The organism is Sinorhizobium sp. FG01 (genome assembly GCF_002531875.1).
Lineage (GTDB): Bacteria > Pseudomonadota > Alphaproteobacteria > Rhizobiales > Rhizobiaceae > Sinorhizobium > Sinorhizobium fredii_C.
The window spans coordinates 76,541-101,164 of record NZ_NWTB01000004.1; the positions used below are offsets into that span (position 1 = coordinate 76,541).

At 63.1% G+C, this 24,624-nt stretch carries 29 protein-coding genes; 25 read left to right on the plus strand and 4 right to left on the minus strand.

Annotated elements, in window-relative coordinates; genetic code table 11:
• Positions 1-3: 3 nt before the first annotated feature.
• Together CO656_RS05800 and CO656_RS05805 are read right to left on the minus strand one after the other, a co-directional pair.
• Entirely contained in the window at positions 4-1,560 is a 1,557-nt protein-coding gene (locus tag CO656_RS05800) for a VOC family protein (protein WP_097525129.1), read from the minus strand.
• A gap of 68 nt (positions 1,561-1,628) precedes the next feature.
• The gene (locus CO656_RS05805) at positions 1,629-2,489 is read right to left on the minus strand and encodes an SDR family NAD(P)-dependent oxidoreductase (protein ID WP_097525130.1); all 861 of its coding nucleotides are present in this window, start codon (positions 2,487-2,489) and stop codon (positions 1,629-1,631) included.
• Positions 2,490-2,641: 152 nt separating this feature from the next.
• On the opposite strand from CO656_RS05805, the gene CO656_RS05810 reads away from it, so the two are divergent.
• Both CO656_RS05810 and CO656_RS05815 read left to right on the plus strand, forming a co-directional pair.
• Entirely contained in the window at positions 2,642-3,394 is a 753-nt protein-coding gene (locus CO656_RS05810; RefSeq protein WP_037414546.1) for a Crp/Fnr family transcriptional regulator, read from the plus strand.
• 123 nt (positions 3,395-3,517) lie between these two features.
• A complete protein-coding gene (locus tag CO656_RS05815; RefSeq protein ID WP_037414548.1) occupies positions 3,518-3,901 on the plus strand; it encodes a response regulator in 384 nt (127 codons plus the stop codon).
• Between the two features lie 8 nt (positions 3,902-3,909).
• Here the strand turns inward: CO656_RS05815 and cysQ are convergent, their stop codons facing one another.
• Positions 3,910-4,683, minus strand: coding sequence for a 3'(2'),5'-bisphosphate nucleotidase CysQ (cysQ, locus tag CO656_RS05820; RefSeq protein ID WP_097525131.1), 774 nt, complete (start codon positions 4,681-4,683; stop codon positions 3,910-3,912).
• A gap of 383 nt (positions 4,684-5,066) precedes the next feature.
• Between cysQ and CO656_RS05825 the strand changes: the two genes are divergently transcribed.
• From CO656_RS05825 to CO656_RS05875, 11 genes are all read left to right on the plus strand, one after another.
• The gene (locus CO656_RS05825) at positions 5,067-5,969 is read left to right on the plus strand and encodes a branched-chain amino acid ABC transporter permease (RefSeq protein WP_037414559.1); all 903 of its coding nucleotides are present in this window, start codon (positions 5,067-5,069) and stop codon (positions 5,967-5,969) included.
• Between the two features lie 4 nt (positions 5,970-5,973).
• Positions 5,974-7,359: a high-affinity branched-chain amino acid ABC transporter permease LivM gene (gene livM, locus CO656_RS05830; RefSeq protein ID WP_097525132.1), complete on the plus strand. Its 1,386-nt coding sequence runs from the start codon at positions 5,974-5,976 to the stop codon at positions 7,357-7,359.
• The gene (locus tag CO656_RS05835) at positions 7,359-8,246 is read left to right on the plus strand and encodes an ABC transporter ATP-binding protein (protein ID WP_037414563.1); all 888 of its coding nucleotides are present in this window, start codon (positions 7,359-7,361) and stop codon (positions 8,244-8,246) included. The genes livM and CO656_RS05835 overlap by 1 nt, the downstream gene beginning before the upstream one ends.
• Entirely contained in the window at positions 8,243-8,968 is a 726-nt protein-coding gene (locus CO656_RS05840; RefSeq protein WP_097525133.1) for an ABC transporter ATP-binding protein, read from the plus strand. Before CO656_RS05835 ends, CO656_RS05840 begins: the two co-directional genes overlap by 4 nt.
• 21 nt (positions 8,969-8,989) lie before the next feature.
• Positions 8,990-9,334: a DUF6867 family protein gene (locus CO656_RS05845; RefSeq protein ID WP_097525134.1), complete on the plus strand. Its 345-nt coding sequence runs from the start codon at positions 8,990-8,992 to the stop codon at positions 9,332-9,334.
• A gap of 115 nt (positions 9,335-9,449) precedes the next feature.
• On the plus strand, positions 9,450-10,568 hold the full coding sequence (locus CO656_RS05850; protein ID WP_097525135.1) for a branched-chain amino acid ABC transporter substrate-binding protein: 1,119 nt from the start codon (positions 9,450-9,452) through the stop codon (positions 10,566-10,568).
• Positions 10,569-10,830: 262 nt separating this feature from the next.
• Positions 10,831-11,808, plus strand: coding sequence for a biotin synthase BioB (gene bioB / locus CO656_RS05855; RefSeq protein WP_234819724.1), 978 nt, complete (start codon positions 10,831-10,833; stop codon positions 11,806-11,808).
• A complete protein-coding gene (locus tag CO656_RS05860; RefSeq protein ID WP_097525137.1) occupies positions 11,805-12,947 on the plus strand; it encodes an 8-amino-7-oxononanoate synthase in 1,143 nt (380 codons plus the stop codon). Before bioB ends, CO656_RS05860 begins: the two co-directional genes overlap by 4 nt.
• A complete protein-coding gene (gene bioD, locus CO656_RS05865) occupies positions 12,947-13,585 on the plus strand; it encodes a dethiobiotin synthase (protein ID WP_179864713.1) in 639 nt (212 codons plus the stop codon). The genes CO656_RS05860 and bioD overlap by 1 nt, the downstream gene beginning before the upstream one ends.
• Entirely contained in the window at positions 13,582-14,850 is a 1,269-nt protein-coding gene (locus CO656_RS05870) for an adenosylmethionine--8-amino-7-oxononanoate transaminase (protein ID WP_097525139.1), read from the plus strand. The genes bioD and CO656_RS05870 overlap by 4 nt, the downstream gene beginning before the upstream one ends.
• Positions 14,847-15,836: a beta-ketoacyl-ACP synthase III gene (locus CO656_RS05875; protein ID WP_097525140.1), complete on the plus strand. Its 990-nt coding sequence runs from the start codon at positions 14,847-14,849 to the stop codon at positions 15,834-15,836. The genes CO656_RS05870 and CO656_RS05875 overlap by 4 nt, the downstream gene beginning before the upstream one ends.
• A gap of 36 nt (positions 15,837-15,872) precedes the next feature.
• Here the strand turns inward: CO656_RS05875 and CO656_RS05880 are convergent, their stop codons facing one another.
• Entirely contained in the window at positions 15,873-16,325 is a 453-nt protein-coding gene (locus CO656_RS05880; protein WP_037414579.1) for a MarR family transcriptional regulator, read from the minus strand.
• 197 nt (positions 16,326-16,522) lie between these two features.
• On the opposite strand from CO656_RS05880, the gene CO656_RS05885 reads away from it, so the two are divergent.
• From CO656_RS05885 to CO656_RS05940, 12 genes are all read left to right on the plus strand, one after another.
• Positions 16,523-17,509, plus strand: a complete 987-nt coding sequence (locus CO656_RS05885) for an alpha/beta hydrolase (RefSeq protein ID WP_097525141.1) — start codon at positions 16,523-16,525, stop codon at positions 17,507-17,509.
• Positions 17,510-17,731: 222 nt separating this feature from the next.
• The gene (locus tag CO656_RS05890; RefSeq protein ID WP_097525142.1) at positions 17,732-18,565 is read left to right on the plus strand and encodes an urease accessory protein UreD; all 834 of its coding nucleotides are present in this window, start codon (positions 17,732-17,734) and stop codon (positions 18,563-18,565) included.
• A gap of 27 nt (positions 18,566-18,592) precedes the next feature.
• Complete coding sequence (locus CO656_RS05895; RefSeq protein ID WP_026618115.1) at positions 18,593-18,895, plus strand: urease subunit gamma; 303 nt, start codon at positions 18,593-18,595, stop codon at positions 18,893-18,895.
• 9 nt (positions 18,896-18,904) lie between these two features.
• Positions 18,905-19,159, plus strand: coding sequence for a DUF1272 domain-containing protein (locus CO656_RS05900; RefSeq protein WP_097525143.1), 255 nt, complete (start codon positions 18,905-18,907; stop codon positions 19,157-19,159).
• Positions 19,160-19,171: 12 nt separating this feature from the next.
• Positions 19,172-19,477, plus strand: a complete 306-nt coding sequence (locus tag CO656_RS05905) for an urease subunit beta (protein WP_037414588.1) — start codon at positions 19,172-19,174, stop codon at positions 19,475-19,477.
• Positions 19,474-19,896, plus strand: coding sequence for a lysozyme inhibitor LprI family protein (locus tag CO656_RS05910; RefSeq protein ID WP_097525144.1), 423 nt, complete (start codon positions 19,474-19,476; stop codon positions 19,894-19,896). The genes CO656_RS05905 and CO656_RS05910 overlap by 4 nt, the downstream gene beginning before the upstream one ends.
• On the plus strand, positions 19,897-20,547 hold the full coding sequence (locus CO656_RS05915) for a Urease operon accessory protein (protein ID WP_097525145.1): 651 nt from the start codon (positions 19,897-19,899) through the stop codon (positions 20,545-20,547).
• Positions 20,548-20,550: 3 nt separating this feature from the next.
• Positions 20,551-22,263: an urease subunit alpha gene (gene ureC, locus CO656_RS05920; RefSeq protein ID WP_097525146.1), complete on the plus strand. Its 1,713-nt coding sequence runs from the start codon at positions 20,551-20,553 to the stop codon at positions 22,261-22,263.
• A gap of 176 nt (positions 22,264-22,439) precedes the next feature.
• Positions 22,440-22,979, plus strand: coding sequence for a peroxiredoxin (locus CO656_RS05925; RefSeq protein WP_037414593.1), 540 nt, complete (start codon positions 22,440-22,442; stop codon positions 22,977-22,979).
• A 127-nt stretch (positions 22,980-23,106) separates the two neighbouring features.
• Positions 23,107-23,403, plus strand: coding sequence for a putative quinol monooxygenase (locus CO656_RS05930; protein ID WP_097525147.1), 297 nt, complete (start codon positions 23,107-23,109; stop codon positions 23,401-23,403).
• Between the two features lies 1 nt (position 23,404).
• Positions 23,405-23,884 carry an urease accessory protein UreE gene (gene ureE / locus CO656_RS05935; RefSeq protein WP_097525148.1) on the plus strand — a complete coding sequence of 160 codons (480 nt, stop codon included), beginning with the start codon at positions 23,405-23,407 and terminating at the stop codon, positions 23,882-23,884.
• Entirely contained in the window at positions 23,877-24,548 is a 672-nt protein-coding gene (locus CO656_RS05940; RefSeq protein ID WP_097525389.1) for an urease accessory protein UreF, read from the plus strand. The genes ureE and CO656_RS05940 overlap by 8 nt, the downstream gene beginning before the upstream one ends.
• Positions 24,549-24,624: the final 76 nt, after the last annotated feature.

A 24,624-nucleotide genomic window follows, 5' to 3' on the forward strand; every position in this document is an offset into this window, starting at 1 on the left:
GGATTATAGCCCTCGTTCCGCGAGCCAAGGACGAATGACGGCAACGTCTTCCGGGCCGATGCCGTGTCCGGTGTCGAGGTCGACCGCCTCGAAATTCGCGCCGCTTTCCCGCAGTTCCGCCTTCAACTGCGGCGCGTGTCTGCCGTAGATGTCGTCCTTGCCGGTCAGCATCAAGACGTTCGTGCCCGCGAGGTCGGCCCTCGGTGCATCCTCGAGGGCCGCCATGGCCCGCATCAGCACCGCATTCCTGATGGCGCCCGGGTGAAGGAGCATGACGGCCGCGAGCAGATTGGCGCCGTTCGAATAGCCGATGAACACGGTCCTTGCGAGATCAAGCCCGTAGGCCTCGCGCGCCTCGTCGACGAAAGCGGCGAAGGCTTCCGCTTCCGAGCGGATGTCGCGCTGGTCGAAGGTGGTCATCGACAGGCGGCGAAACCAGCGGGGAAACCCTTCCTCGGTGCTGCGGCCGCGCACGCCGATCAGCGTCGCGCGCGGATCGAGCTGATGGCCGAAGGGGAGCATGTCGGTCTCGTTACCGCCGCTGCCATGCAGCAGCACAAAGGTCCGCTCGTTCATCCGCTCCGGATGATGAAAGCGGTGGATAAAGGGCAGGTCACGGAGCGTCAGCCGCGGCTCATCGGGAAGCGCGAATTGCGGCAGCCGGACCAGCGTCGCGGCGGGATCGCTGCTCAAATGCGGCGGCAGGAAGAGTTTTGAACCGAGCGCGTCAGGAAGTTCATCGACCGCAAAGCCGGGGCCGTCGGTGGCAAGCTCGTAAAGCGAGCCGCCGGGCTCGCGCACATAGAGCGAGAAGAAATATTTCCGATCATGGGCGTTGGTGGCGCCGGCGTGTTCCTGTTCGAGATCGGCGCGCACGGCGAGCACGGTCGCCTCGTCCGGGGCGCGAAAGGCGATGTGATCGATCGTCCCGGTCCCGGGTGCCGCAGCCCAGAAGCCGGTTGCGTCACGCACGTCGATGACATCGCCGGATGAGGAGACGAGGCGATGTATCGTCTCCGTCGCGGCGGCCTCCCGATAGCCGAAATGGCTCTGGAGAAAATGCGCCGTTTCCTTCGGCTTTTCGGTCAGCACGGTGGCTCCGCGCAGGCGCCGGATCGAATCCGACTCCGGGATGTCGCGGCTTGCCCAGGGGGCGGGCTCGGCGAGCGCGTCGGTGCCGACCAGCTTGACGATCACCCCGTCCGGATCCTTGAGCCGCAGCACCGGTTCGCCGAACTCCTGCGCCGGACCGGTCGCCTGGATGTTGAACCGCAGGGCGCGCGTCAGCCAAAAGCCGATGCTCTGCGTTGGGACGGCGAAGGCGATCTCGCTCGGTTGGCCGGAGCCGACGCGCCCCGGCGAGCCATCCTCCCATATCAGGAAGGAGACGAGCGAGCCGGGCGAGCCCGACGCATCGCCGTAGAAGAGGTGCAACTGATTGGGATCCTCGAAGCCGCCGGTTCGCTTGACGAGGTGCAGGCCGAGGAATCCGACATAGAAGTCGACATTCGCCTGAACCCTGCGGCTGATCAGCGTGATGTGGTGAATGCCGCTGGTCACAGTATTAGCCCTCCTTGCCACCGTTGGGGCGCTTCATTGCCCAAGGATCGATCAAGCCGGGATGCGGATCAATCCCGATTTCCGGTGAGGAAGGAGCGGAACGCCTCGCCGTGGTCCGGGTGCCAACGGGAAAGGGGAGGGCGGTTCTCGACGATGTCGCCGGCCGCCCACAGGATGCGCTTTTCGTCGGTGGACCTTTCGACTTCATTGTCGGGGCAGAGGATGTAGAAATCGCCGCGGGCGAGGCTCTCCAGCATGAAATCGACTGTCTGTTCCGGCGTCCAGGCGCCGGCCGGCTTTTCGGTGCGGCCATGCGCCGTCAGCGCCGTGTAGACGAAGCCGGGGATCAGCAGATGCGCGTTGACCTGGCAGTTCTCGGTGTTGCGCAACTCGTGCTGCAGCGCCTCGGTGAAGACCTTCACGCCCGCCTTCGAGACATTGTAGGCCGGGTCTCCGGGCGGCGTGGTGATTCCCTGTTTGGAGCCGGTATTGATGATCAGCGCCGGCTCGCCGTGGGCGATCATGGCGGGTGCGAAAATGCGCGAGCCGTTGATCACGCCCCACAGATTGACGCCGAGCACCGATTCCCAGTTCTCCAACGGGCCGAACATCGAGCTGCCGGGCTGAATGCCGGCATTGTTCATCAGCACATGCACATGGCCGAACCGCTCATGCGTCGCCCGCGCCAGGGCGACGAGCTCGTCGGCCCGAGAGACGTCCGTGGCAATTGCAGCGACGTCCGCCGCCCCGCCCGGGGCAAGCTTCGCCACTTCCGCCGCGGCCGCCTGCAGCCGTTCGCCGGCGAGATCGGCAAGCACGACCTTCATGCCGCGATCGGCGAAACGTCTTGCGACGGCAAGCCCGATACCGGAGGCGGAGCCGGTGATAACGGCGACGTTGTTTTTGGCGATGGCGGAAAAGGACAACATGGTTCACAATCCTGCTTGCGACGGACGATCGACGAGAGATAGGGCCTGGCGGCGCACAAGTCCATGAGGGATGGCTGCCGACACTTTTTCGAAACAACCTCCCGCCTGGCCGGTCGCTGAGTGCGTGCGTTCATCCTCCCCGCGAGATTTCCATGGCTGTTGAAGGCAAGTTCGGCAAAGGCATACCCTGTCAGGACTGTCCCCTGCGGCCGCTCGACGCGTTCCGCCCTTTCACGCCTGAGGAACTCGCCTTCGTGTCCGACTTCAAGATGGGCGAGCAAACGGTCGAAAGCGGCGGGACGATCCTTTCCGAGGGCGAGACGAGCGCGCATCTCTTCACCGTGCTTTCCGGCTGGGGGTTCCGCTACAAAATGCTCGACGACGGCCGCCGCCAGATCCTGAACTATGTGATGCCGGGCGACATCGTCGGATTGCAGGGCAGCCTCATGGGCGAGATGCAGCACTCGATCGAGGCGCTCTCGCCGGTCACCCTGTGCGTGTTCAAGCGAAGCAGGCTCGGCGAGCTCTACCGGGGCTATCCCGAACTCGCCTATGACCTAACCTGGATCGCGGCCCGCGAGGAGCGCATTCTGGACGAGAACCTCTTGAGCATCGGCCGGCGTTCCGCGCTCGAACGGGCGGCCTATCTCGTTGCTTTTCTCTATCAGAGGGCTGAGACGCTGGAGCTTTTCCGTGGCGGCCGCGGCGTCATTCCCATCACCCAGCAACATCTTGCCGACACGCTCGGCCTGTCGATCGTCCACACCAACAAGACCCTCAGGAAACTAGCCGCGCTCAAGCTTATCCGTTGGGCCGAGGGAGGGTGCAATGTCCTGGAGATCGACGGCCTGTTGTCACTAGCGGGATGGGAGGGACTGAGGGAACTGAAGAGGCCGCTGATTTGACGCGGAATAATTCGTGCGAAGAGCGCGATATGTCTTTTTTAAATGCCACGTCTGTCCGTCTGGCCTAGCGTGCGCGAAGTGGTCGGTTCTCGGCAGAACGAGGAGACCGAGGGATGCTAGTAGATGACAAGTCAGATTTCGCCGGCCATCGAATCGGTCCTCGTTCTCGAGGATAATTTCCTCATCGCCATGGATATGGGAGAAATCCTCAGTGCGCTCGGCGTCAAGAGCGTGCACATCGCCAACAGCGTCGAAAAGGCGATGGAGATCGTCTCGGCACATCCGGTCGACTTCGCCATTCTCGATATCAATCTCGGCGACGAGACAAGCTTCGCCGTTGCCGAATCGCTGATGGCGCGGGGGATCCATTTCGGGTTTACCAGCGGCTACGGTGATTTGCTGGCTCTGCCCGGCCATCTCCGCGATATTCCGCGGATCGAAAAACCCTTCAGCGAAGGCAGTCTCAGCAGTCTCATTGCGGCCGCTTTCCGCCCGGAAAGTCCTTAAGCGGAGAATCACACCCTGCCGCGCGCGACGAACCAGGGATTGGCGAAGTCGCAGTCGTTCGGCTGGTTGCGCTTCCCATAGGCGAGCGGCCGGCCGTCGATGACCAGCGTTTCGCCGCCCGCCGCCCGGAGAATCGCATCGCCGGCGGCCGTATCCCACTCCATCGTGCGGCTGAAGCGAGGATAGACATCGGCCTTGCCCTCGGCGAGCAGGCAGAATTTCAGCGACGAGCCGACAGCCTCGTAATCACGGATGCCGTTTTCAGCGAGGTGGGCGAGCGTTTCGGCGCTGTTGTGCCAGCGGCTGATCAGCGCGACCGGTCGGCCGCCGCAGGGGCGGCAGCCGATAGGCTGCCAGTGTCCAATCCGGCCGTCTTCGACCGGCGCCTTTCGTGCCATTCCGCCACTTGCTGCATGGATCACCCCAAGGGCAGGCGCATGGACGACACCCGCGGCGGGAAGCCCATTTTCAATGAGCGCGATGTTGACTGTGAAATGATCATTGTGCTCGACGAATTCCTTGGTGCCATCGAGCGGGTCGACGAGAAAGAACCGCTTGCCGGCAATGTCCGGGACGTGCCCGGCGGCGACGGCTTCCTCGGCGATGACCGGTATGTCTGGAAAGGCGGCGGCAAGCTCGTCGAGGATGATGCGCTCGGCGCGGTGATCCGCGTCGGTCACCGGCGAGGTGTCCGGCTTGTAGGTCACGGCCGGTCCGGCATTGTAGATTTCCATGATCGCCCGCCCGGCCGCAAGCGCCGATCGTTCCAAAATCTCCAGCATCGTTCCCCTGCTCCAAGGTCAAATAGGGCGGCAATCCTTGCGAGTGGCCGTCGGTTCTAAACCACGATCTGTTGGGCCACATCAACTGTAAACTACCGCCCATAAAGTCATGCTCTTTCGTCATGGGTTAATACCGCCGGCGTTCGCGTTTTTCCGGTTTCCGGGCGAAAATTGATTGTTTTCGCAGCGAGAGCTGCAAATTTTTTGATTTTTCTGGCAGGAAAAACGTCAAATCGATTTTATAGCGGAAGAATCTGCGGGCCACGCAATTTTTGACTTTCATTTTCGCTTGAAAGAGGTATGAAATCCTCTGAGAGCACGCTCATGAAGGAAAACTAATAAAAAGAGATCGGACCAACAGGATCCGGTCCAGGGGAAGATTGATGGAGTATTTCATCCAGCAGCTCGTCAACGGGCTGACGCTTGGGTCTATTTATGGTATGATCGCGATCGGTTATACCATGGTCTACGGCATCATCGGCATGATCAACTTCGCCCACGGCGATATATTCATGCTGGGCGGCTTTGCCGCTTTGATTGTGTTCTTGCTTCTCACGACTTTCATGGCAGGCATACCGGTTGTACTGGCGCTTTTGCTTATGATGATCGTCGGCATGCTGACGGCGGCGCTTTGGAACTGGACGATCGAGCGGGTAGCTTACCGGCCGCTGCGCGGTTCGTTCCGACTGGCGCCGCTGATCACCGCGATCGGCATGTCGATCGTGCTGTCGAACTTCATCCAGGTGACACAGGGTCCGCGCAACAAGCCGATCCCGCCGCTCGTCTCGTCGGTCTACGACCTGTTCGGGATCACCGTCTCGCTGAAGCAGATCATCATCGTCGTCATCACCGCGATCCTGCTTTCCGTCTTCTGGTATATCGTCAACCGGACGCCGCTCGGCCGGGCCCAGCGGGCCACCGAGCAGGATAGCAAGATGGCGGCGCTGCTCGGCGTCGACGTCGACCGCACCATTTCGGTGACCTTCATCATGGGCGCAGCGCTCGCTGCCGTCGCCGGCACCATGTATCTCATGTATTACGGCGTCGTCGTCTTCACCGACGGTTTCGCTCCGGGCGTCAAGGCGTTTACCGCCGCCGTCCTCGGAGGCATCGGCTCGCTGCCGGGCGCCGTTCTCGGCGGACTGCTGATCGGCCTCATCGAGTCACTGTGGTCGGCCTATTTCACAATCGACTACAAGGATGTCGCGACCTTCTCCATTCTCGCGATCGTCCTGATCTTCAAGCCGTCGGGTATTCTCGGACGACCGGAAGTCGAGAAGGTATAGTTCCATGGCAAATGTTGCATCTACTACTGCAAGCGCCGGCAGTGAACTGACGGCGCGGGCCCTGCGCGAGGCTGTCTTCTCGGGGCTCATCACGCTCGGGCTGTTCGTGCTGTTCGTCGGCCTCAAGACCGACCAGAACATCCGCAACGAGCTGATCCTCAACCAGCGCTGGGGCCTCTTGGCGATCTTCGTGGTCGTCGCCATGGTCGGCCGCTTCCTGATGGTTGCCTATGTGCAGCCCTGGTTCGCCCAGCGCAAGGCAGCGAAAGCCGCCGTTCCGGAAGTGGCGAAGGAGGAGAGCTTCTTCAGCCGCAACTTTTCGAAGATCGCTATCGTTGCGCTCATCCTCTATCCGCCGGTCATCATGGCGCTCTTCGGCGTCCAGGGTTCGCTTAAATGGGTGGACAATTTCGGCATCCAGATCCTGATCTATGTGATGCTCGCCTGGGGCCTCAACATCGTCGTCGGCCTCGCCGGGCTGCTCGATCTCGGCTATGTGGCCTTCTACGCGGTCGGTGCCTATTCCTACGCGCTGCTTTCCAGCTATTTCGGCCTGTCCTTCTGGGTGCTGCTGCCGGTCGCCGGCATCCTCGCCGCCTGCTGGGGCGTGATCCTCGGCTTTCCGGTGCTGCGCCTGCGCGGCGACTACCTGGCGATCGTGACGCTTGCCTTCGGTGAGATCATCCGCCTCGTGCTGATCAACTGGACCGAGGTCACCAAGGGAACGTTCGGCGTGTCGGGTATCGCCAAGGCGACGCTGTTCGGCATCAAGTTCGATGCTTCGAAGGACGGCTTCGCGGCGCTGATGGGGCTGCCGATTTCCTCGGCCTACTACAAGATCTTCCTCTTCTACCTGATCCTCGGCCTGGCGCTGTTGACGGCCTTCGTCACCATCCGGCTGCGCCGCATGCCGATCGGCCGGGCCTGGGAGGCGCTTCGCGAGGACGAGATCGCCTGCCGTTCGCTCGGCATCAACACCGTCACGACCAAGCTGACGGCGTTCGCCACGGGTGCCATGTTCGGCGGGTTTGCAGGCTCGTTCTTCGCGGTGCGCCAGGGCTTCGTCTCGCCGGAATCCTTCGTCTTCCTGGAGTCGGCCGTCATCCTCGCCATCGTCGTGCTTGGAGGCATGGGTTCGTTGACCGGTATCTTCGTCGCTGCGGTCGTGATGATCGGCGGTACGGAGATCCTGCGCGAACTCACCTTCCTGAAGATGATCTTCGGGCCGAACTTCACGCCTGAACTCTATCGCATGCTGATCTTCGGGCTTGCCATGGTGGTCGTCATGGTCTGGAAGCCACGCGGCTTCGTCGGATCGCGCGAACCGACCGCCTTCCTGCGCGAACGCAGAGCGGTCTCCGGCAGCTTCACCAAGGAAGGGCACGGCTGATGACCTTCGAGACAAATACAATGACAAAAGACCCCATTCTCAAGGTCGAGCGCCTGTCGATGCGCTTCGGCGGTCTCATGGCCATCAACGACTTCTCCTTCGAGGCCGAGCGCGGCGAGATCACGGCGCTCATCGGCCCCAACGGAGCGGGCAAGACGACGGTGTTCAACTGCATCACCGGCTTCTACAAGCCGACCATGGGCATGATCACCCTGCGGCAGAAGTCCGGCAATGAGTTCCTGCTGGAGCGTCTTCCGGATTTCGAGATCACCAAGCGCGCCAAGGTGGCGCGCACCTTCCAGAACATCCGGATGTTCTCCGGCCTGACGGTGCTCGAAAATCTCCTGGTGGCGCAGCACAACAAGCTGATGCAGGCTTCCGGCTACACCCTGCTCGGCCTGCTCGGCTTTCCGGCCTACCGCCAGGCTTCCAAGGAGTCGATTGATCTCGCCCGCCACTGGCTCGAGATGGCGTCGCTCATCGATCGTGCCGACGATCCGGCTGGCGATCTTCCCTATGGTGCGCAGCGGCGCCTCGAAATCGCTCGCGCCATGTGCACCGGACCGGAACTGCTTTGCCTCGACGAGCCGGCTGCGGGCCTCAATCCGCGTGAATCGGCCGCTCTCAACAACCTGTTGCAGACCATCCGCCGCGACACCGGTACCTCCATTCTGTTGATCGAGCACGACATGTCGGTGGTGATGGAGATTTCCGACCATGTGGTGGTGCTCGAATACGGACAGAAGATTTCCGACGGCAATCCGGATTTCGTGAAGCATGATCCACGGGTCATCGCGGCTTATCTGGGCGTCGAGGACGAAGAGGTTGAAGAGGTGATCGAACAGATCGAGGAAATCGGAAGCGAGCAGGGAGGCGCCCCGCAATGACTGCTCCGCTGCTGAATGTGAGAGGCGTCGAGACCTATTACGGCAATATCCGGGCGCTGAACGGCGTCGATGTCGAGGTCCATCGTGGGGAAATCGTTTCGCTGATCGGCGCCAACGGCGCGGGGAAATCGACGCTGATGATGACCATCTGCGGCAAGCCGCAGGCGCGCACCGGTTCGGTCTTCTTCGAAGGGCAGGACATCACGCGCATGCCGACCCATGAGATTGCCCGTCTCAGGATCGCCCAGTCCCCGGAAGGCCGCCGCATCTTCCCGCGCATGACGGTGCTCGAAAATCTGCAGATGGGCGCCAGCCTCGACAATCTGAAGCACTTCAAGGAGGACGTGGAAAAGGTCTTCACGCTGTTCCCGCGGCTCAAGGAGCGGCAGGCGCAGCGCGGCGGAACGCTCTCGGGCGGCGAACAGCAGATGCTGTCGATCGGCCGGGCGCTGATGGCGCGGCCGAAGCTGCTGCTGCTCGACGAACCTTCGCTCGGCCTTGCGCCACTGATTGTCAAGGGCATTTTCGAGGCGATCAAGAAGCTCAACAAGCAGGAGGGTCTCACGGTGTTCCTAGTCGAGCAGAACGCTTTTGGGGCGCTGAAGCTTTCAGACCGGGGCTACGTCATGGTGAACGGCCGGGTTACGATGAGCGGAACGGGCAAGGACCTGCTCGCCAATCCGGAGGTCCGTGCGGCCTATCTCGAAGGCGGCCGGCATTGATGCACGCTGGAGTTAAGTGACATGCAGGGAATTCTTTACGAAGAAGCCTCCATCTGGCAGTTTCTGTTCATCACCTGCGTCCTCGGCGGCTGGACCGCCTGGCGCACCGGCAAGAGCGTTGCCGAGAGCTGGGGGGAGTTTCCGCGGCTCATCGTCTACGTGGCGCTTCTGGGACTTGCTATCCGCTTCGTGCACCACGCGCTTTTCGAAGGCACGATGTTCAGCCTGCAGTACTATATCGTAGACACGCTCGTACTTTTGTTGTTTGCTACCGCCGGTTACCGGTACTACCGGACCAAGCAGATGGCGAACAACTACTACTGGCTCTATGAGAAGACCTCACCTTTCTCCTGGAAGGCCAAATAAGGGAACAGCGCGTGCCGGTCGGGTGCGGCCGGTGCGAAGAAACACCGGCGCAATGATAGTGGGCATTGCGCAGGGTTCTGAAACGAGACCCGCTCGAATATTTGGGAGTAACAAAATGAAAAAGTCTCTTCTGTCGGCTGTGGCGCTGACAGCAATGGTCGCCTTCAGCGGCACCGCATGGGCTGATCTCCTGGTCGGCGTCGCTGGTCCGCTGACCGGCCCGAATGCCGCTTTCGGCGCCCAGCTCCAGAAAGGTGCGGAGCAGGCGGCCGCTGACATCAACGCGGCAGGCGGCATCAACGGCGAACAGATCAAGCTCGTCCTCGGCGACGACGTCTCGGACCCGAAGCAGGGTATTTCGGTCGCCAACAAGTTCGTTGCTGACGGCGTGAAGTTCGTGATTGGCCACTTCAACTCCGGCGTGTCCATTCCGGCATCGGAAGTCTATGCCGAGAACGGCATCCTGGAAATCACGCCGTCCGCGACCAACCCGCAGTTCACCGAGCGCGGCATGTGGAACACGTTCCGCACCTGCGGCCGTGACGACCAGCAGGGTGCAGTTGCCGGCGCTTACCTCGCTGCCAACTTCAAGGACGCGAAGATCGCCGTCATCCACGACAAGACGCCGTACGGCCAGGGTCTTGCCGATGAGACCAAGAAGTCGATGAACGAAGCGGGCCTCAACGAAGCTCTCTACGAAGGTATCAACATCGGCGACAAGGATTTCTCGGCGCTGATCGCCAAGATGAAGGAAGCCGGCGTTTCGGTCGTCTACTACGGCGGCCTGCACACGGAAGCGGGCCTCATCATGCGTCAGATGAAGGACCAGGGCCTGAAGGCAACCTTCATGTCGGGCGACGGCATCGTTTCGAACGAACTGGCTTCGATCGCCGGTGACGCCGTCGACGGCACGCTGATGACCTTCGCGCCGGATCCGCGCAAGAACCCGGCTTCGAAGGAACTCGTCGAGAAGTTCCGCACCGCTGGCTTCGAACCGGAGGCCTACACGCTCTATTCCTACGCAGCGCTGCAGGTGATTGCGGATGCCGCCAAGGCTGCCGGCGGCAACGACCCGCAGGCGGTTGCCGAAGCGATCAAGGCGAAGGGTCCGTTCAAGACCGCGATCGGCGAACTCGGCTATGACGAAAAGGGCGACATCACCCGCCCGGACTACGTCATGTACACCTGGAAGAAGGGTGAAGACGGCAAGTACAGCTACTTCCAGAACGAATAGTCTCGTTCTAACGCTTTAACAGCGAAGCAGGGCCCGGCGTGGAAGCGCCGGGCCCTTGCTTTGTGAGCATCCCTGACGCGGGAGATTTGCCGCAGCCCAGTCCGGCGCGGCTGAATTACGGCATGGAAGGATCGATAGGCAGTTGCGTCCCTCTCAACAGCCGAACTATAGATAAAATCCGATTCTATCTATATCGATGGCAGTAGGCAGAGGGGGACAGCCGCGAATGCAGGATGCGTTGGTAACGAGCGGAGCGGATTCGATGAGCTCCGGCTCCGATGTAACAGCTTGGACTCTCGCTGCGGCGACAAAAATCTATAATTTACCTTTCAACGACCTTCTGTTCCGTGCGCAGTCCATCCATCGCACGCATTTCGATCCGAATGCGGTGCAGATGAGCCGGCTCCTGTCGATCAAGACCGGGGGATGCGCCGAGGATTGCGGCTATTGCAGCCAGTCGGCGCATTACCCAACCGGCCTCAAGGCGTCGAAGCTGATGGAAGTCGAGCGTGTGATCGCGGAGGCGCGCAAAGCCCAGGACGGCGGCGCGACGCGCTATTGCATGGGAGCGGCCTGGCGCAGCCCGAAGGAGCGCGACATGGAGGCCATCGTCGCCATGGTGCGCGGCGTCAGGGCGCTCGGGATGGAAACCTGCATGACCCTCGGGATGCTGTCGCCCGCCCAGACGGAGCGGCTCGCAGAGGCCGGTCTCGATTACTACAACCACAATGTCGACACCTCGGAGCGCTTTTACAACGAGATCATCACCACGCGAACCTTCGCCGACCGGCTGGAAACGCTTGCCAATGTCCGCGAGGCGGGCATCAAGGTCTGCGCGGGCGGCATCTTGGGCATGGGCGAAGGGGTTGATGATCGCATTTCGATGCTGGTGACGCTCGCCAACCTTCCGGCCGCGCCGGAAAGCGTGCCGATCAACATGCTGATCCCCATCCCCGGGTCGAAGCTTGCGGATTCGCTGCCGGTCGATCCGATCGACTTCGTCCGGATGATCGCGCTCGCCCGCATCCTGATGCCGAAATCGCATGTTCGCCTTTCGGCCGGCCGGACCGACATGAGCGACGAAATGCAGGCGCTCTGTTTCTTCGCCGGGGCGAATTCGATCTTCGTCGGCGAGACGCTGTTGACGGCGGACAACCCGGGCGAGCATCACGATGCGGCGCTGTTCCGCCGCCTGGGGCTGAAGCCGATGGCACTGGAGCCGATGGAGCCGGCCGAATGATCGCCGTGCGTCTGGGCCGCTACGAGAAGATCCTGGCAGGACTGGAGCGAAAGGGGCGGCGGCGTGCGCTTGTCGCCCGGGCGGGCATTGATTTCACCTCGAACGACTATCTGGGCCTCGCAGGCTCTCCGCGGCTGAAGGAGGCGATCGCCTCCGCCCTCGACCGGGACGTAGCGGTCGGCGCCGGCGGATCGCGACTGCTGCGTGGCAATCATCCCGAGCATGAGGCGCTGGAGGCGGAGGCGGCCGAGTTCTTCGGTTCGCAACGAGTGCTCTTTTTCGGCAGCGGCTATATGGCCAATGTTGCGCTGTTTTCGACCCTGCCGCAGCGCGACGACATCATCATCCACGACGCGTTGATCCATGCGAGCGCCCATGAGGGCATCGCGGCAAGCCGTGCGCAGGCGGTCGCCGTCCGCCACAATGATGTCGGCGCCTTCGCCGACGCCATTCGGGAATGGCGTGGTGCTGGCGGAACGGGACGCCCGTGGATCGCCGTTGAAAGCCTCTATTCGATGGACGGAGATCGGGCGCCGCTCCAGGAGCTTGCGGCGCTCGCCGAAGAGCATGACGCCTTTCTGGTCATCGACGAGGCGCATGCCACCGGCGTTTTCGGTCCCGGCGGCCGCGGCCTTTCGGCGGCGCTCGAGGGCCGGGAGAACGTGATCGTCCTGCATACCTGCGGCAAGGCGCTCGGCGTCTCCGGCGCGTTGCTCTGCGCCAGCGGAACACTTTGCGACTATCTCGTCAATCGCGCCCGCGGCTTCATCTATTCGACCGCGCCGTCGCCCTTGACAGCAGCCGCGGTTCGCGCGGCCTTGCGGATCGCCGCGGACGAGCCGCAGCGTCGCGCCAAGTTCGACACGCTCAGCGCTTTTGCCAATGCGGCGCTTGCCGCGACAACCGGGATCGAAGGCAGCGGATCGCAGATCCTGCCGGTGATGATCGGCGACAATGGCCGTGCCGTGAAGATCGCCGATCGCCTGCGCGAGGAAGGATTCGACATCCGCGCGATCCGGCCACCAACCGTTCCCGAAGGCACGGCCCGGCTTCGGATCGCGATCACGCTGAACGTCGACAGGCAGGCGATCGCGCAGATGCTGGCTCGGCTGAAGATGGCGATGGCGGAGGAACAATGATGGCAGTTCGCGTCGTGATCACCGGAACGGATACGGGCATCGGCAAGACCGTCTTTGCCGCCGCGCTCACCGATGCGCTTTCGGGCCATTACTGGAAGCCGGTCCAATCCGGGCTCGACGGCGAAACCGACAGCGAAGCCGTCCAGCGGCTTGGCCGGTTAGAGCCTCGCCGCATCCTGCCGGAGGCCTACAGGCTCGCCACACCCGCCTCGCCGCATCTCTCGGCCAAGCTCGACGGCGTGACGATCCGGCCGGAAACCCTCTTGCCACCCCCGGTCGCGGCGCCGCTCGTCATCGAAGGGGCGGGCGGGCTTATGGTGCCGCTGACGGAGCGGACGGTCTTCGCCGACGTCTTTCAGCGCTGGCAAATTCCCGTCGTCCTCTGCGCCCGCACGGCACTCGGCACGATCAATCACACGCTGCTGTCGCTCGAAGCGCTGCGGGCCCGCTCGATCCCGGTTCTCGGCGTCGCCTTCATCGGCGACGAGCAGGCGGACACGGAAAGGACGATCGCGGAACTGGGTCATGTTCGGGTGCTCGGTCGGCTGCCGCACCTCGCGCCGCTGACGCCGGATAGTCTTCGCCGGAACTTTTGCGAAGGCTTCAATATGGACGATTTCCGCGAGGCGCTGGCATGAGCGCCTCTCCGGTCTGGCACCCCTTCACCCAGCATGCGCTGGAGCCGGCGATGAAGCGCATCGTCCGCACCGAGGGCGCCTATCTGATCGACGAGGAGGACTCGCACATTGTCGATGCGATCTCGTCCTGGTGGGTGATCACCCACGGCCATCGGCACCCGGCGATCATGGAGGCGATCCGGCGCGCCGTTGAAAGCTACGACCAGGTGATCTTTGCCGAGTACACTCATGCGCCGGCGGAGGAACTGGCGAGCGGCCTGATCGAGATCGCGCCCGCCGGCTTGAAGCACGTCTTTTATTCCGACAGCGGCTCGACCGCCGTGGAGGTAGCGCTGAAGATGGCGATCGGCTATTTCCACAATATCGGCGCGCCGCGTAGCCGCATCTCAGTGATGGAGCACAGCTATCACGGCGACACGATCGGCACGATGTCGGCCGGCGAGCGCGGCGTTTTCAATTCGGCCTACGAGCCGCTTCTTTTCGCCGTCGACCGCCTGCCGTTTCCGGAGCCCGGCCGCGAACAGGAGACGCTCGACGCTTTCGAGCACTTTTGCGCTTCCGGCCAGGTGGCGGCGCTCATCGTCGAGCCGCTGGTTCTCGGGGCCGGCGGGATGAAGATCTATCCGGCCTTCGTGCTGACCGAACTGAAGCGGATCGCCGAACAGCACGGCATTCTGCTGATTGCCGACGAGGTGATGACCGGCTGGGGCCGCACCGGAACTCTCTTTGCCTGCGAGCAGGCGGGGATCGCGCCCGACATCCTGTGCACGTCAAAGGGCTTGACCGGGGGTGCGCTTCCGCTCGCGGCAACCCTTTGCACGGCGGAGATATTCGACGCGCATCTTTCACCGGACCGGCGCCGAACATTCTTTCATTCGAGCTCCTATACCGCCAATCCGATCGCCTGCGCCGCGGCCGTCGCCAATCTCGCTGTGTGGAAGGAGGAGCCGGTCGGCGGGCGCATCGAAGCGCTTGCCGCGAAGCAACGGCGACATCTGAAGCGCTTCGCGGCCGATCCGCGCTTCCGCAATGTACGTCAGGCAGGTACGATCGCCGCGCTCGACCTTTGCGTGCCGGCGGGGGGCTACCTGGCCGATGTCGGGCCGCGGCTCAGGGCTTTCTTCCGCCAGCGCAGGCTGCTCATCCGGCCGCTCGGCAATGTCATCTATCTGATACCGCCCTATTGCATCGCCGATGCGGATCTCGATCGGGCCTATGACGCAATCGACGAGGCTGCGTTTGCCTTCGCGACGGGGCGGCTATGAGCATCGTCCGGTCATCCCGCCTTGCCGGATTTGGCCACGCCGTGCCGACGCGGCGCGTCGAGAACGCCGAAATCGAAGCGAAACTCGGCCTTGAATCGGGCTGGATCGAACGGCGGACAGGCATCCGGGCACGACGCTGGGTCGAGCCCGGAGAGACGCTGACCGGTCTTGCGGCGAAGGCCGGGGAGGCGGCACTCGAGGATGCGGCTACCGCGCGCGGCGACATCGCCTTGACGCTGCTCGCCACATCAACGCCCGATCACCTGCTGCCGCCCTCGGCACCGTTGCTCGCCCATCGCCTCAGGCTTGGCAATTCCGGTGCGATCGATCTGGCCGGCGCCTGCTCGGGCTTCCTCTACGCGCTGACGCTCGCCGACGGGTTCGTCCGCACGCAGGGCAAGCCGGTCCTTGTCGTTGCCGCCAACATCCTGAGCCGGCGCATCAACCCGGCTGAGCGGGCAAGTGCCGTTCTCTTCGCGGACGCTGCCGGCGCAGTCGTCGTCGCGCCCTCGCACGATCCCCAGAAGGGCGTGCTCGGCATCGACCTCGCGTCTGACGGAAGCCGCTACGATCTGATCACCATTGCCGTCGGCGGCAGCAGCCGGCCCTTTGCGCCGGATATGCCGGCGGAGGACGTGCTGATGACCATGCGCGACGGGCGGGAGGTGTTCGTCCGTGCGGTGGAGATGATGACGGCCTGCGCCGCTCGCGCGCTCGCCGCCGCGGGCATCGACCCCGCGGAGGTCGGCCGCTTCGTGCCGCATCAGGCGAATGTCCGGATCTTCGATGCGGTTTGCGCCAATCTCGGCATCGATCCGTCCAGGACCGTGCGCACCCTCGAGGAGTACGGGAACTCGTCGGCCGCGACGATTCCGCTGTCGCTTTCACTTGCACACAGGGCCAAGGCCTTCGTTCCCGGAGAAAGGCTGTTGCTCACCGGGGCGGGCGCGGGGCTGACCGGAGCGGCCGTGCTACTCGGTATCTAAGAAACTGCGGTCTGCTGCACCCCGCTCCAAGCATGCCTACCGCAGCAGCGATGCCCGGAGCGCTGCGATTTCCCCCTTTAGGCGCCCGATCTCCGCGGGCTCCATTCCGGTCGCTTCGATGATGCCGCACGGGACGGTGCTGGCCTTTTCCTTGAGCGCCTCGCCGGTTTCGGTCAGGCGCACGCGCACCTGCCGCTCGTCGGCGCGGTCGCGGACTCTCGAAATATAGCCCATGGCCTCCAGGCGCTTCAGCATAGGCGTGAGGGTGCTCGATTCGAGAAAGAGCTTGTCTCCCAGGCTGCCGACGGTTTGATCATCTTTTTCCCACAGGACAACCATTACGAGATATTGTGGATAGGTAAGATCCAGCTCGTCGAGTAGTGGCTTGTAGACGCGCGTAAACGCGTGGTTCGCGGAATAGATTGCAAAGCACAGGAAATTATCGATTTTCATCAACTCTTCGGGAGAGGGGATATTTGCCTTCGCCATCGCTGTCTTTCCGTATTCGCCGAGGCAGCACAGTAAATCGTTCGCGATATAATCGCAAGGTATTGACATCGATGTGCTGGCGCAATAAAGATCGTGCACGATTTAATCGTTGACTAATTAAGAGGGGACGGGCGTCTTATCGCATAGGTTACATCGCAACGATCCCATTTGCCGCCACGAAGCGAAGGAGCAATTCCATGACAAAGGTTCAAGACAGCGCGACCGCCGTTTCCAGAAGGGAGATGCTGGCGGGAGCACTCGGCGCCGCCAGCGCGGCCGCCGCATTCGCAGCCGCCCGGCCAGCCGCAGCGGACACAGCAAAGCCATCAACAACGGAAGGAGCAAGGACCATGGGAAGCAGGATCACCACGCGCGACGGCGTTGAAATCTATTACAAGGACTGGGGTCCGAAGGACGGGCCGGTCGTCATCCTCAGCCACGGCTGGCCGCTCTCGTCCGACAGTTGGGAAGCCCAGGCCTTCCATCTCGCCAATAACGGTTTCCGCGTCGTCACTCATGATCGCCGCGGCCACGGCCGGTCCAGCCAGCCCTGGGACGGCAACGACATGGATCACTATGCCGACGACCTTGCCGACCTGATCGAGCAACTGGACCTGAAAGGTATCTTTCTAGCCGGATTCTCGACCGGCGGCGGCGAGATTACCCGCTATATCGGTCGTCACGGCACCAGCCGCGTTGCCAAGGCCGGGTTGATTTCGGCGGTGCCGCCGCTGATGGTAAAGACCGACAAGAATCCGGGCGGCCTTCCGAAAGAGGTGTTCGATGGCTTGCAGGCGGCGAGCCTCGCCGACCGCTCGCAGCTCTACAAGGACATCGCTTCCGGTCCCTTCTTCGGCTTCAACCGTCCGGGTGCGAAGCCGTCGCAGGGGATGATCGACAGCTTCTGGCTGCAGGGCATGGCGGGGGGCCACAAAAATACCTATGACTCGATCGTCGCCTTCTCGCAGACCGACTTCACCGAGGACCTGAAGAAGTTCGACGTGCCGACGCTCATCATCCATGGAGACGACGACCAGATCGTGCCGATCGACGCCGCCGCCCGGGCCTCGAAGACGCTCATTCCGCACGCGGATCTGAAGGTCTATCCGGGTGCGCCGCATGGCATCACGGACACCCACAAGGATCAGTTGAACAAGGACCTGCTGGAGTTCGCCCGCTCCTAGGATGGCGCGTGCCAAAATTGTTGTTCGGAGGGCGCCGCAAACCGGCGCCCTCTTTTTTGGTGGGCCCTCAGCCTCTTCAAAGTTGGCCGGTCCGACGAGTTTCTTTCGGCGGACCCGATTGTGCTTGTGAAACAGTGACTTGACATTGATCATGCCATTTCGGACGATGCCGCATGACGATGCACGTCGCAGGGGCGTGCCGGCTGGGGATATCTGAACACCTTGAATGACGCGGCGATCATCGCTCCGCAAAGGGCGTGGGGAAAAGGGCGGCTTGTTGCCAAGTCCGAACGCGGACGCACGCGCATCGCCGAACTCTATCAGGAAGGTTGCGCCAAGATCCGCTTGCCGAAGACCTTCGATGCCTCGATGGAGGCGGTGCTCATCAACTCCTCGGGCGGCGTAACCGGCGGCGACCGGCTCGAATGGGATTTCGAAGCCGGCGAGGGGACCGAGCTCACGCTGACGACGCAGGCCTGCGAGAAGATCTACAAGGCGAGCGCCGGTACGGCCTCAATCGCCACGTGCATATCCGTCGCCGCCGGAGCGCGGGTCGATTGGCTTCCGCAGGAAACGATCCTCTTCGACCGCGCCTCGCTGTCGCGCTCGCTCGAGGTAGAACTGGCGCCCGATGCAAGCTTTCTCGCGGTCGAGGCGGTGCTTCTCGGCCGCAAGGCGATGGGCGAGGCGGTGCATGCCGGGCTGTTTCGCGATCGTTGGCGCGTGCGGAGCGGCGGCAGATTTGTCCATGCCGAGGATCTGGCCCTTGCCGACGACATCGCAGGGCTTGCCGCCCGGCCAGCGACGCTCGGCGGTGCGGCTGCCTTCGCAACCTTGCTTTATGCCGCGCCCGATTGTGAAGCGATGCTTTCGAAGCTGCGTGCAATGCTCGCGCCGGTGGTAATGGCTGGTGCCAGCCACTACAAGGTCGGCGGCTGCGACAAGCTCGTTGCCCGTGTCGCCGCGGTCGATGGATTTGCGCTCAGAAAAATCCTGATCCCGCTCATTTCGCACTTGCGTGAGGACGCATCTGTGCCGAAAGTCTGGACTCTCTGATCCCGCAATCAATCCGGATAGCGACGCATGAATCTCACTCCGCGCGAAAAAGACAAGCTGTTGATTTCCATGGCGGCAATGGTCGCGCGCCGACGACTGGAGCGAGGCGTCAAGCTCAACCATCCGGAGGCCATCGCCCTCATCACTGATTTCGTCGTCGAGGGTGCGCGCGACGGCCGGTCCGTCGCTGAGTTGATGGAGGCGGGCGCCCATGTGCTGACCCGCGACCAGGTCATGGAAGGCATCCCCGAGATGATCCACGACATCCAGATCGAGGCGACTTTCCCGGATGGGACGAAGCTCGTCACCGTTCACGAACCCATCCGCTAGGAGACTATGATGCTGAGCCTGCGCCCGAACTGCGAATGCTGCGATCGCGACCTGCCGCCCGAAAGCCGGGAGGCCGTGATCTGCACTTTCGAATGCACCTTTTGCACTGATTGCGCCGAGGGGAAGCTCGGCGGGACCTGCCCAAACTGCAGCGGCGAACTGGTCCGCCGTCCCGTCCGGCCGGCGGCGATGCTCAAGAAATATCCGGCTTCGAGCGAGCGCGTGCTGAAGCCGCAAGGCTGCGCGCCGGAAAAGGCCGCGTAAGGAGAGACGAGCATGATTCCAGGCGAGATCATCGCAGCCGCGGGCGACATCGAACTCAATGTCGGTCTTCCGACGATCACCATCGAAGTCTCCAATTCCGGCGACCGGCCGGTTCAGGTCGGCAGCCATTATCATTTCGCGGAAACGAACGCCGGCCTGATCTTCGACCGTGGTGCGGCGCGCGGCAAGCGGCTCGATATCCCGGCGGGCACGGCGGTGCGTTTCGAACCGGGGCAGACGCGGCAGGTGACGCTGATCCCGCTTTCCGGCAAGCGCGAGGTTTTCGGGTTCCGTCAACAGGTCATGGGCAAGCTATGAGAGTAGCCGCATCCGCCCTTGGCCTGCTTTTCATTCTCACGACCTTTGCGCTCGCTCAGGAACAGCCTGAGGTGAATTGCCAAGAGGCGGTAGCGCAGATGGATTTGAACATTTGCGCCGATCGGGAATACCAGGCCGCGGATGCGGACCTGAACAAGATCTACAAGCAGGCGATGACCGCGATGCAGCAAACCGACAAGGAGCTCGGTGATATCGACGCGGCTTATATCGGTGCCATCGCGGCATTGAAAAAGGCGCAGCGGGCCTGGATCGGCTACCGCGACGGCCAGTGCGAACTCGCCGGCTTCGAGGCTCGGGGCGGTTCGATGGAGCCCATGCTCGTCTCGGGCTGCCTCGCAGAGCTGACCCGAAAGCGCACCGCCGAACTCAAGGAACTTCTCGAGGCGCAAGGAAACTGAGTGTTGCTGGGCCGGCGCGTCATGATCGTGGGAAATGGCGAGGTGCCGGAGGGTGCTGCCGCGACGATCGACGCAGCCGACCTGGTAGTCCGCTTCAACGATTGCCGCTCGGTCGGCCGGGGCGGCGCCCGGACCGACATCGTCGCCGTCTGCAACACGGGCCGCCCGGCGCTTGCAATGCTCGGCGGTGGCCGCTGGAAGACGAGCGAGCCGGTGCGCCAGGCACGTGAAATCTGGAGCGTGCGTTCCGCTGCTAAGTTCGCGGCGATGCGGGCAGCGCTCGCCAAGACCCATCCGGACCTCGACGATTTCTGCGACGACTACACCGCCGGCTTCGAGGCCTTCGCGCGTGCGACCGGCCGACGGCACCGGGTCGTCCCGATCGAAGCGCACGAGCGGCTGGAGCAAGATCTCGCCCGTTTCGCGCCGCCGCCTTACGTCGCTCCATCGAGCGGTCTGGTGGTGATCGCCGACATCCTGTCCGACGTCGCTTCCGCCGGCGACGAGATCGTGCTCGCCGGCTTCGGTCACAGCGGCTGGGAGTGGCATCCCTTCGCCGCCGAGCGGCGTTATGTCGATGCGCATGCCGCCGCATGCCGCCTCCGCCGCCTCAATCCATTGCCTTCGTCAGACTTGTCCCAAGGAGCCTGAACCATGTCCTACAAAATGTCGCGCGCGGCCTATGCCAACATGTTCGGTCCGACGGTCGGCGACAGGGTGCGGCTTGCCGACACGGAGCTCTTCATTGAGGTTGAGAAGGACTTCACCACCTATGGCGAAGAGGTGAAGTTCGGCGGCGGCAAGGTCATCCGCGACGGCATGGGCCAGAGCCAGGTGACGCGCGAGGGCGGCGCGGTCGATACGGTCATCACCAACGCGCTGATCGTCGACCACTGGGGCATCGTCAAGGCGGATATCGGCCTGAAGGACGGGCGGATCGCGGCAATAGGAAAGGCCGGCAATCCCGATACGCAGCCGGGCGTGAACATCATCGTCGGACCGGGCACCGAGGCGATCGCCGGCGAGGGCAAGATCGTCACGGCCGGCGGCATGGATAGCCATATCCATTTCATCTGCCCGCAGCAGATCGAAGAGGCGCTGATGAGCGGGCTCACCTGCATGCTCGGTGGCGGCACGGGCCCCGCACATGGCACGCTGGCGACGACGTGCACGCCGGGGCCGTGGCATATCGCGCGTATGATCGAGGCCGCCGATGCCTTCCCGATGAACCTTGCCTTCGCCGGCAAGGGCAACGCCTCGCTGCCGGGCGCGCTCGTTGAAATGGTGCTCGGCGGCGCCACCTCGCTGAAGCTGCACGAGGACTGGGGAACGACACCGGGAGCGATCGACTGCTGCCTGTCGGTGGCGGACGAATACGACGTTCAGGTGATGATCCACACCGACACGCTAAACGAGAGCGGCTTCGTCGAGGACACGATTGCGGCGATCAAGGGCCGGACCATTCACGCCTTCCATACGGAAGGGGCGGGCGGCGGCCACGCACCGGACATCATCAAGATCTGCGGCCAGCCGAACGTCATTCCGTCCTCGACCAACCCGACGCGGCCCTACACCCAGAACACGCTGGCCGAGCATCTCGACATGCTCATGGTCTGCCACCACCTGTCGCCGTCGATCCCCGAGGACATCGCCTTTGCCGAAAGCCGCATCCGCAAGGAGACGATCGCCGCGGAGGACATTCTCCACGATATCGGCGCCTTCTCGATCATCTCCTCCGACAGCCAGGCCATGGGCCGTGTCGGCGAGGTGGCGATCCGCACCTGGCAGACGGCCGACAAGATGAAGCGCCAGCGCGGCCGGCTGAAGGAGGAGACCGGCGACAACGACAATTTCCGCGTCAAGCGCTATGTCGCCAAATACACGATCAACCCGGCGATCGCCCATGGCCTCAGCCATGAGATCGGTTCGCTCGAAGTCGGCAAGCGCGCCGACCTCGTCATCTGGAACCCTGCCTTTTTCGGCGTGAAGCCGGATATGGTGCTGCTCGGCGGAACGATCGCGGCCGCGCCGATGGGCGACCCGAATGCTTCGATCCCGACGCCACAGCCGGTCCATTACCGGCCGATGTTCGGCGCCTATGGCCGAAGCCGGACCAATTCCTCCGTCACCTTCGTCTCGCAGGCTTCGCTCGACGCCGGCCTCGCGGGAAGGCTCGGCGTCGCCAAGGAGCTCGTCGCCGTCCAGAATACCCGCGGCGGCATCGGCAAGGCCTCGATGATCCACAACGGCCTCACACCGCATGTCGAGGTCGACCCGGAAACCTATGAGGTGCGCGCCGACGGCGTGCTGTTGACGTGCGAGCCGGCGACCGTGCTGCCGATGGCGCAGCGGTATTTCCTGTTCTAGACATTCCGGACGAACTGGCAGCCATGCGGCAGTCGCATGCCTGCCATGCGCCGCCGCCCGATCGGCGCTTTGATGCTGCACTGCAGCGGAATCTTCGATAGAAGGGGCCTTCCCTTTCGCCGGCTGCTCTTCCTCCCAAGACTTGACGGCCGGCTGCCCACTCGAAGGAGATGATGATGCTCGGCAGAAAAGTTCCCGTTGTAACCTTCCGCACCCGCGTCCGCGACGAATCCGTTGGCGGTTCCAATCCGTTCCGCTGGCAGGATGTCTCGTCGAACGACTATTTCGTCGGCAAGCGCGTCGTCTTGTTCTCGCTGCCGGGCGCCTTCACCCCGACCTGCTCGACCTACCAGCTGCCGGATTTCGAGAAGCTGACGCCCGAGTTCCGCGCGCTCGGCATCGACGAGATCTATTGCATCTCGGTCAACGACGCCTTCGTCATGAACGCCTGGGGCAAATCGCAGGGGCTGGAAAACGTCAAGCTCATTCCGGACGGTTCGGGCGAGTTCACCCGCAAGATGGGCATGCTGGTCGCCAAGGACAATCTCGGCTTCGGCATGCGCTCCTGGCGCTACGCCGCCATCGTCAATAACGGCACGGTCGAGCAGTGGTTCGAAGAGGAAGGCTATTCCGACAATTGCGATAGCGACCCCTATGGCGTTTCCTCGCCGCAGAACATTCTCGAGGCGCTGAAGTCGCAGAAGATCGCTGCCTGATCCGGCATTGTGATCATATAAGCCCCGCTGCCGCACGCAGGTTGGAAAGCCGTTTGGATTTTCCTCTTGCTGCTGGCGCCGGGGCTTTTTCTTGTTAATGTGAAGCCCGTTGGAGGTACGCATTTCAATGGTTTACGTCATCGCATATCTTAAGGCGCATGCAAGCAAGGGCGACGACGTCGTGGCCCGTGCCGCACCGCTGATCGAGGCCACCCGCAAGGAGGAGGGCTGCATCAGCTACGATCTCTATCGAAAGCCCGCCGAACCGGACGCGCTCGTCTTCGTCGAGACCTGGAAGAGCCGGGCGGCCCTCGATGCGCACTTCGGCGAACCGCATCTGAAATCCTTCAAGGCGGCGATGGCCGACCTGCTCGTCGAAGCGCGTGTCGAGGTCGTGCATCCGGAAAAGGTCGAGGTCATCTGACGTGCCCTATCGTTCGACGGAGATCCTCTCTCCGGGTGCCGCCGACAAGGCGCCGCTTCACCGGGTGACGCTGACCCACGACCAGCGGCATCTGCGCCGCAAGCTCCTGCATCTCGAAAATGACGATGTGGTGATGCTCGACCTCAAGGAGCCGGTAATGCTCGCCGACGGCGACCTGCTGGTGCTGGAAGGCGGCGGCTATGTCGAAGTGAAAGCGGCCGAGGAGGTGCTCTACGAAATCCTTCCGCGCGACGGGCTGCATCTGATCGAAATCGCCTGGCATCTCGGCAACCGGCATCTGCCGGCGGCGGTCGAGGAGGGGCGGATCTTGATCGCCCGCGATCCCGTCATCCGCGTCATGCTTGAAGGGCTCAGAGCGACGGTAAGCGAAGTGGTCGAGCCGTTCCAACCCTTGCGCGGCGCCTATCACGGCACCGGCCATCACCACCATGGGCACGGTCACCACCACGACCATGGCTGACGAGGCCGCCACGCAGGCTCTGCTGCGCCTCGTCACCTGGCTCTCGCCTGCCTTTCCGGTCGGCGCCTTTTCCTATTCCGGCGGATTGGAGCAGGCCGTTCATGACGGCCTCGTTACAAGTGCCGGCGATCTGCGGCAGTGGCTGGAAACGCTGGTGAACCGCGGCCCGATCTGGAACGACGCGCTGCTTCTGGCGGAAAGCTATCGCGGCCATGACGATCCAGCCCGGCTACGGGCGGTCGGCGAACTTGCCGAGGCGCTTGCCGGCTCGCGCGAGCGGCACATGGAAACCATGCTTCTTGGCGAGGCGTTCCTTGCCGCCGCCGGCCACTGGCCGCACCCGGTGCTGGAGACGCTCGGATCGACGGCCGCCTATCCGGTGGCGGTCGGTGCCGTCGCCGGTGCGCATCGGACCGGACTTGAGCCGACGATCGCGGCCTTTCTCAACGCAACGACCTCCAATGCCGTATCGGTCGCCATCCGTTGCGGCGTCATCGGCCAGCGCGACGGCGTCGGCTTGCTTGCCGGGCTGGAGGCGGCGATGGCGGCGATTGCCGCTCGCGCCGCGCGCGGCTCGCTCGACGATCTTGGCTCGGCCGCGATCATGGCCGATATTGCATCGCTCAGACATGAAACCCTGCATTCGCGCCTGTTTCGTTCGTGATGCATGTCGCCCAAAAGTGGCAACGGTTTTGGGCCAACGACATGCATGGAAAACAAAGACTCAGGCGCCCGGAAAG

Excerpts from the sequence above, each read along its gene's own strand:
- CO656_RS05805 (WP_097525130.1), bottom strand. The coding sequence starts at position 2,489 with ATGTTGTCCTTTTCCGCCATCGCCAAAAACAACGTCGCCGTTATCACC.
- CO656_RS05810 (WP_037414546.1), top strand. The coding sequence starts at position 2,642 with ATGGCTGTTGAAGGCAAGTTCGGCAAAGGCATACCCTGTCAGGACTGT.
- CO656_RS05815 (WP_037414548.1), top strand. The coding sequence starts at position 3,518 with ATGACAAGTCAGATTTCGCCGGCCATCGAATCGGTCCTCGTTCTCGAG.
- cysQ (WP_097525131.1), bottom strand. The coding sequence starts at position 4,683 with ATGCTGGAGATTTTGGAACGATCGGCGCTTGCGGCCGGGCGGGCGATC.
- CO656_RS05825 (WP_037414559.1), top strand. The coding sequence starts at position 5,067 with ATGGAGTATTTCATCCAGCAGCTCGTCAACGGGCTGACGCTTGGGTCT.
- livM (WP_097525132.1), top strand. The coding sequence starts at position 5,974 with ATGGCAAATGTTGCATCTACTACTGCAAGCGCCGGCAGTGAACTGACG.
- CO656_RS05835 (WP_037414563.1), top strand. The coding sequence starts at position 7,359 with ATGACCTTCGAGACAAATACAATGACAAAAGACCCCATTCTCAAGGTC.
- CO656_RS05840 (WP_097525133.1), top strand. The coding sequence starts at position 8,243 with ATGACTGCTCCGCTGCTGAATGTGAGAGGCGTCGAGACCTATTACGGC.
- CO656_RS05845 (WP_097525134.1), top strand. The coding sequence starts at position 8,990 with ATGCAGGGAATTCTTTACGAAGAAGCCTCCATCTGGCAGTTTCTGTTC.
- CO656_RS05850 (WP_097525135.1), top strand. The coding sequence starts at position 9,450 with ATGAAAAAGTCTCTTCTGTCGGCTGTGGCGCTGACAGCAATGGTCGCC.
- bioB (WP_234819724.1), top strand. The coding sequence starts at position 10,831 with ATGAGCTCCGGCTCCGATGTAACAGCTTGGACTCTCGCTGCGGCGACA.
- CO656_RS05860 (WP_097525137.1), top strand. The coding sequence starts at position 11,805 with ATGATCGCCGTGCGTCTGGGCCGCTACGAGAAGATCCTGGCAGGACTG.
- bioD (WP_179864713.1), top strand. The coding sequence starts at position 12,947 with ATGGCAGTTCGCGTCGTGATCACCGGAACGGATACGGGCATCGGCAAG.
- CO656_RS05870 (WP_097525139.1), top strand. The coding sequence starts at position 13,582 with ATGAGCGCCTCTCCGGTCTGGCACCCCTTCACCCAGCATGCGCTGGAG.
- CO656_RS05875 (WP_097525140.1), top strand. The coding sequence starts at position 14,847 with ATGAGCATCGTCCGGTCATCCCGCCTTGCCGGATTTGGCCACGCCGTG.
- CO656_RS05880 (WP_037414579.1), bottom strand. The coding sequence starts at position 16,325 with ATGGCGAAGGCAAATATCCCCTCTCCCGAAGAGTTGATGAAAATCGAT.
- CO656_RS05885 (WP_097525141.1), top strand. The coding sequence starts at position 16,523 with ATGACAAAGGTTCAAGACAGCGCGACCGCCGTTTCCAGAAGGGAGATG.
- CO656_RS05895 (WP_026618115.1), top strand. The coding sequence starts at position 18,593 with ATGAATCTCACTCCGCGCGAAAAAGACAAGCTGTTGATTTCCATGGCG.
- CO656_RS05900 (WP_097525143.1), top strand. The coding sequence starts at position 18,905 with ATGCTGAGCCTGCGCCCGAACTGCGAATGCTGCGATCGCGACCTGCCG.
- CO656_RS05905 (WP_037414588.1), top strand. The coding sequence starts at position 19,172 with ATGATTCCAGGCGAGATCATCGCAGCCGCGGGCGACATCGAACTCAAT.
- CO656_RS05910 (WP_097525144.1), top strand. The coding sequence starts at position 19,474 with ATGAGAGTAGCCGCATCCGCCCTTGGCCTGCTTTTCATTCTCACGACC.
- ureC (WP_097525146.1), top strand. The coding sequence starts at position 20,551 with ATGTCCTACAAAATGTCGCGCGCGGCCTATGCCAACATGTTCGGTCCG.
- CO656_RS05925 (WP_037414593.1), top strand. The coding sequence starts at position 22,440 with ATGCTCGGCAGAAAAGTTCCCGTTGTAACCTTCCGCACCCGCGTCCGC.
- CO656_RS05930 (WP_097525147.1), top strand. The coding sequence starts at position 23,107 with ATGGTTTACGTCATCGCATATCTTAAGGCGCATGCAAGCAAGGGCGAC.
- CO656_RS05940 (WP_097525389.1), top strand. The coding sequence starts at position 23,877 with ATGGCTGACGAGGCCGCCACGCAGGCTCTGCTGCGCCTCGTCACCTGG.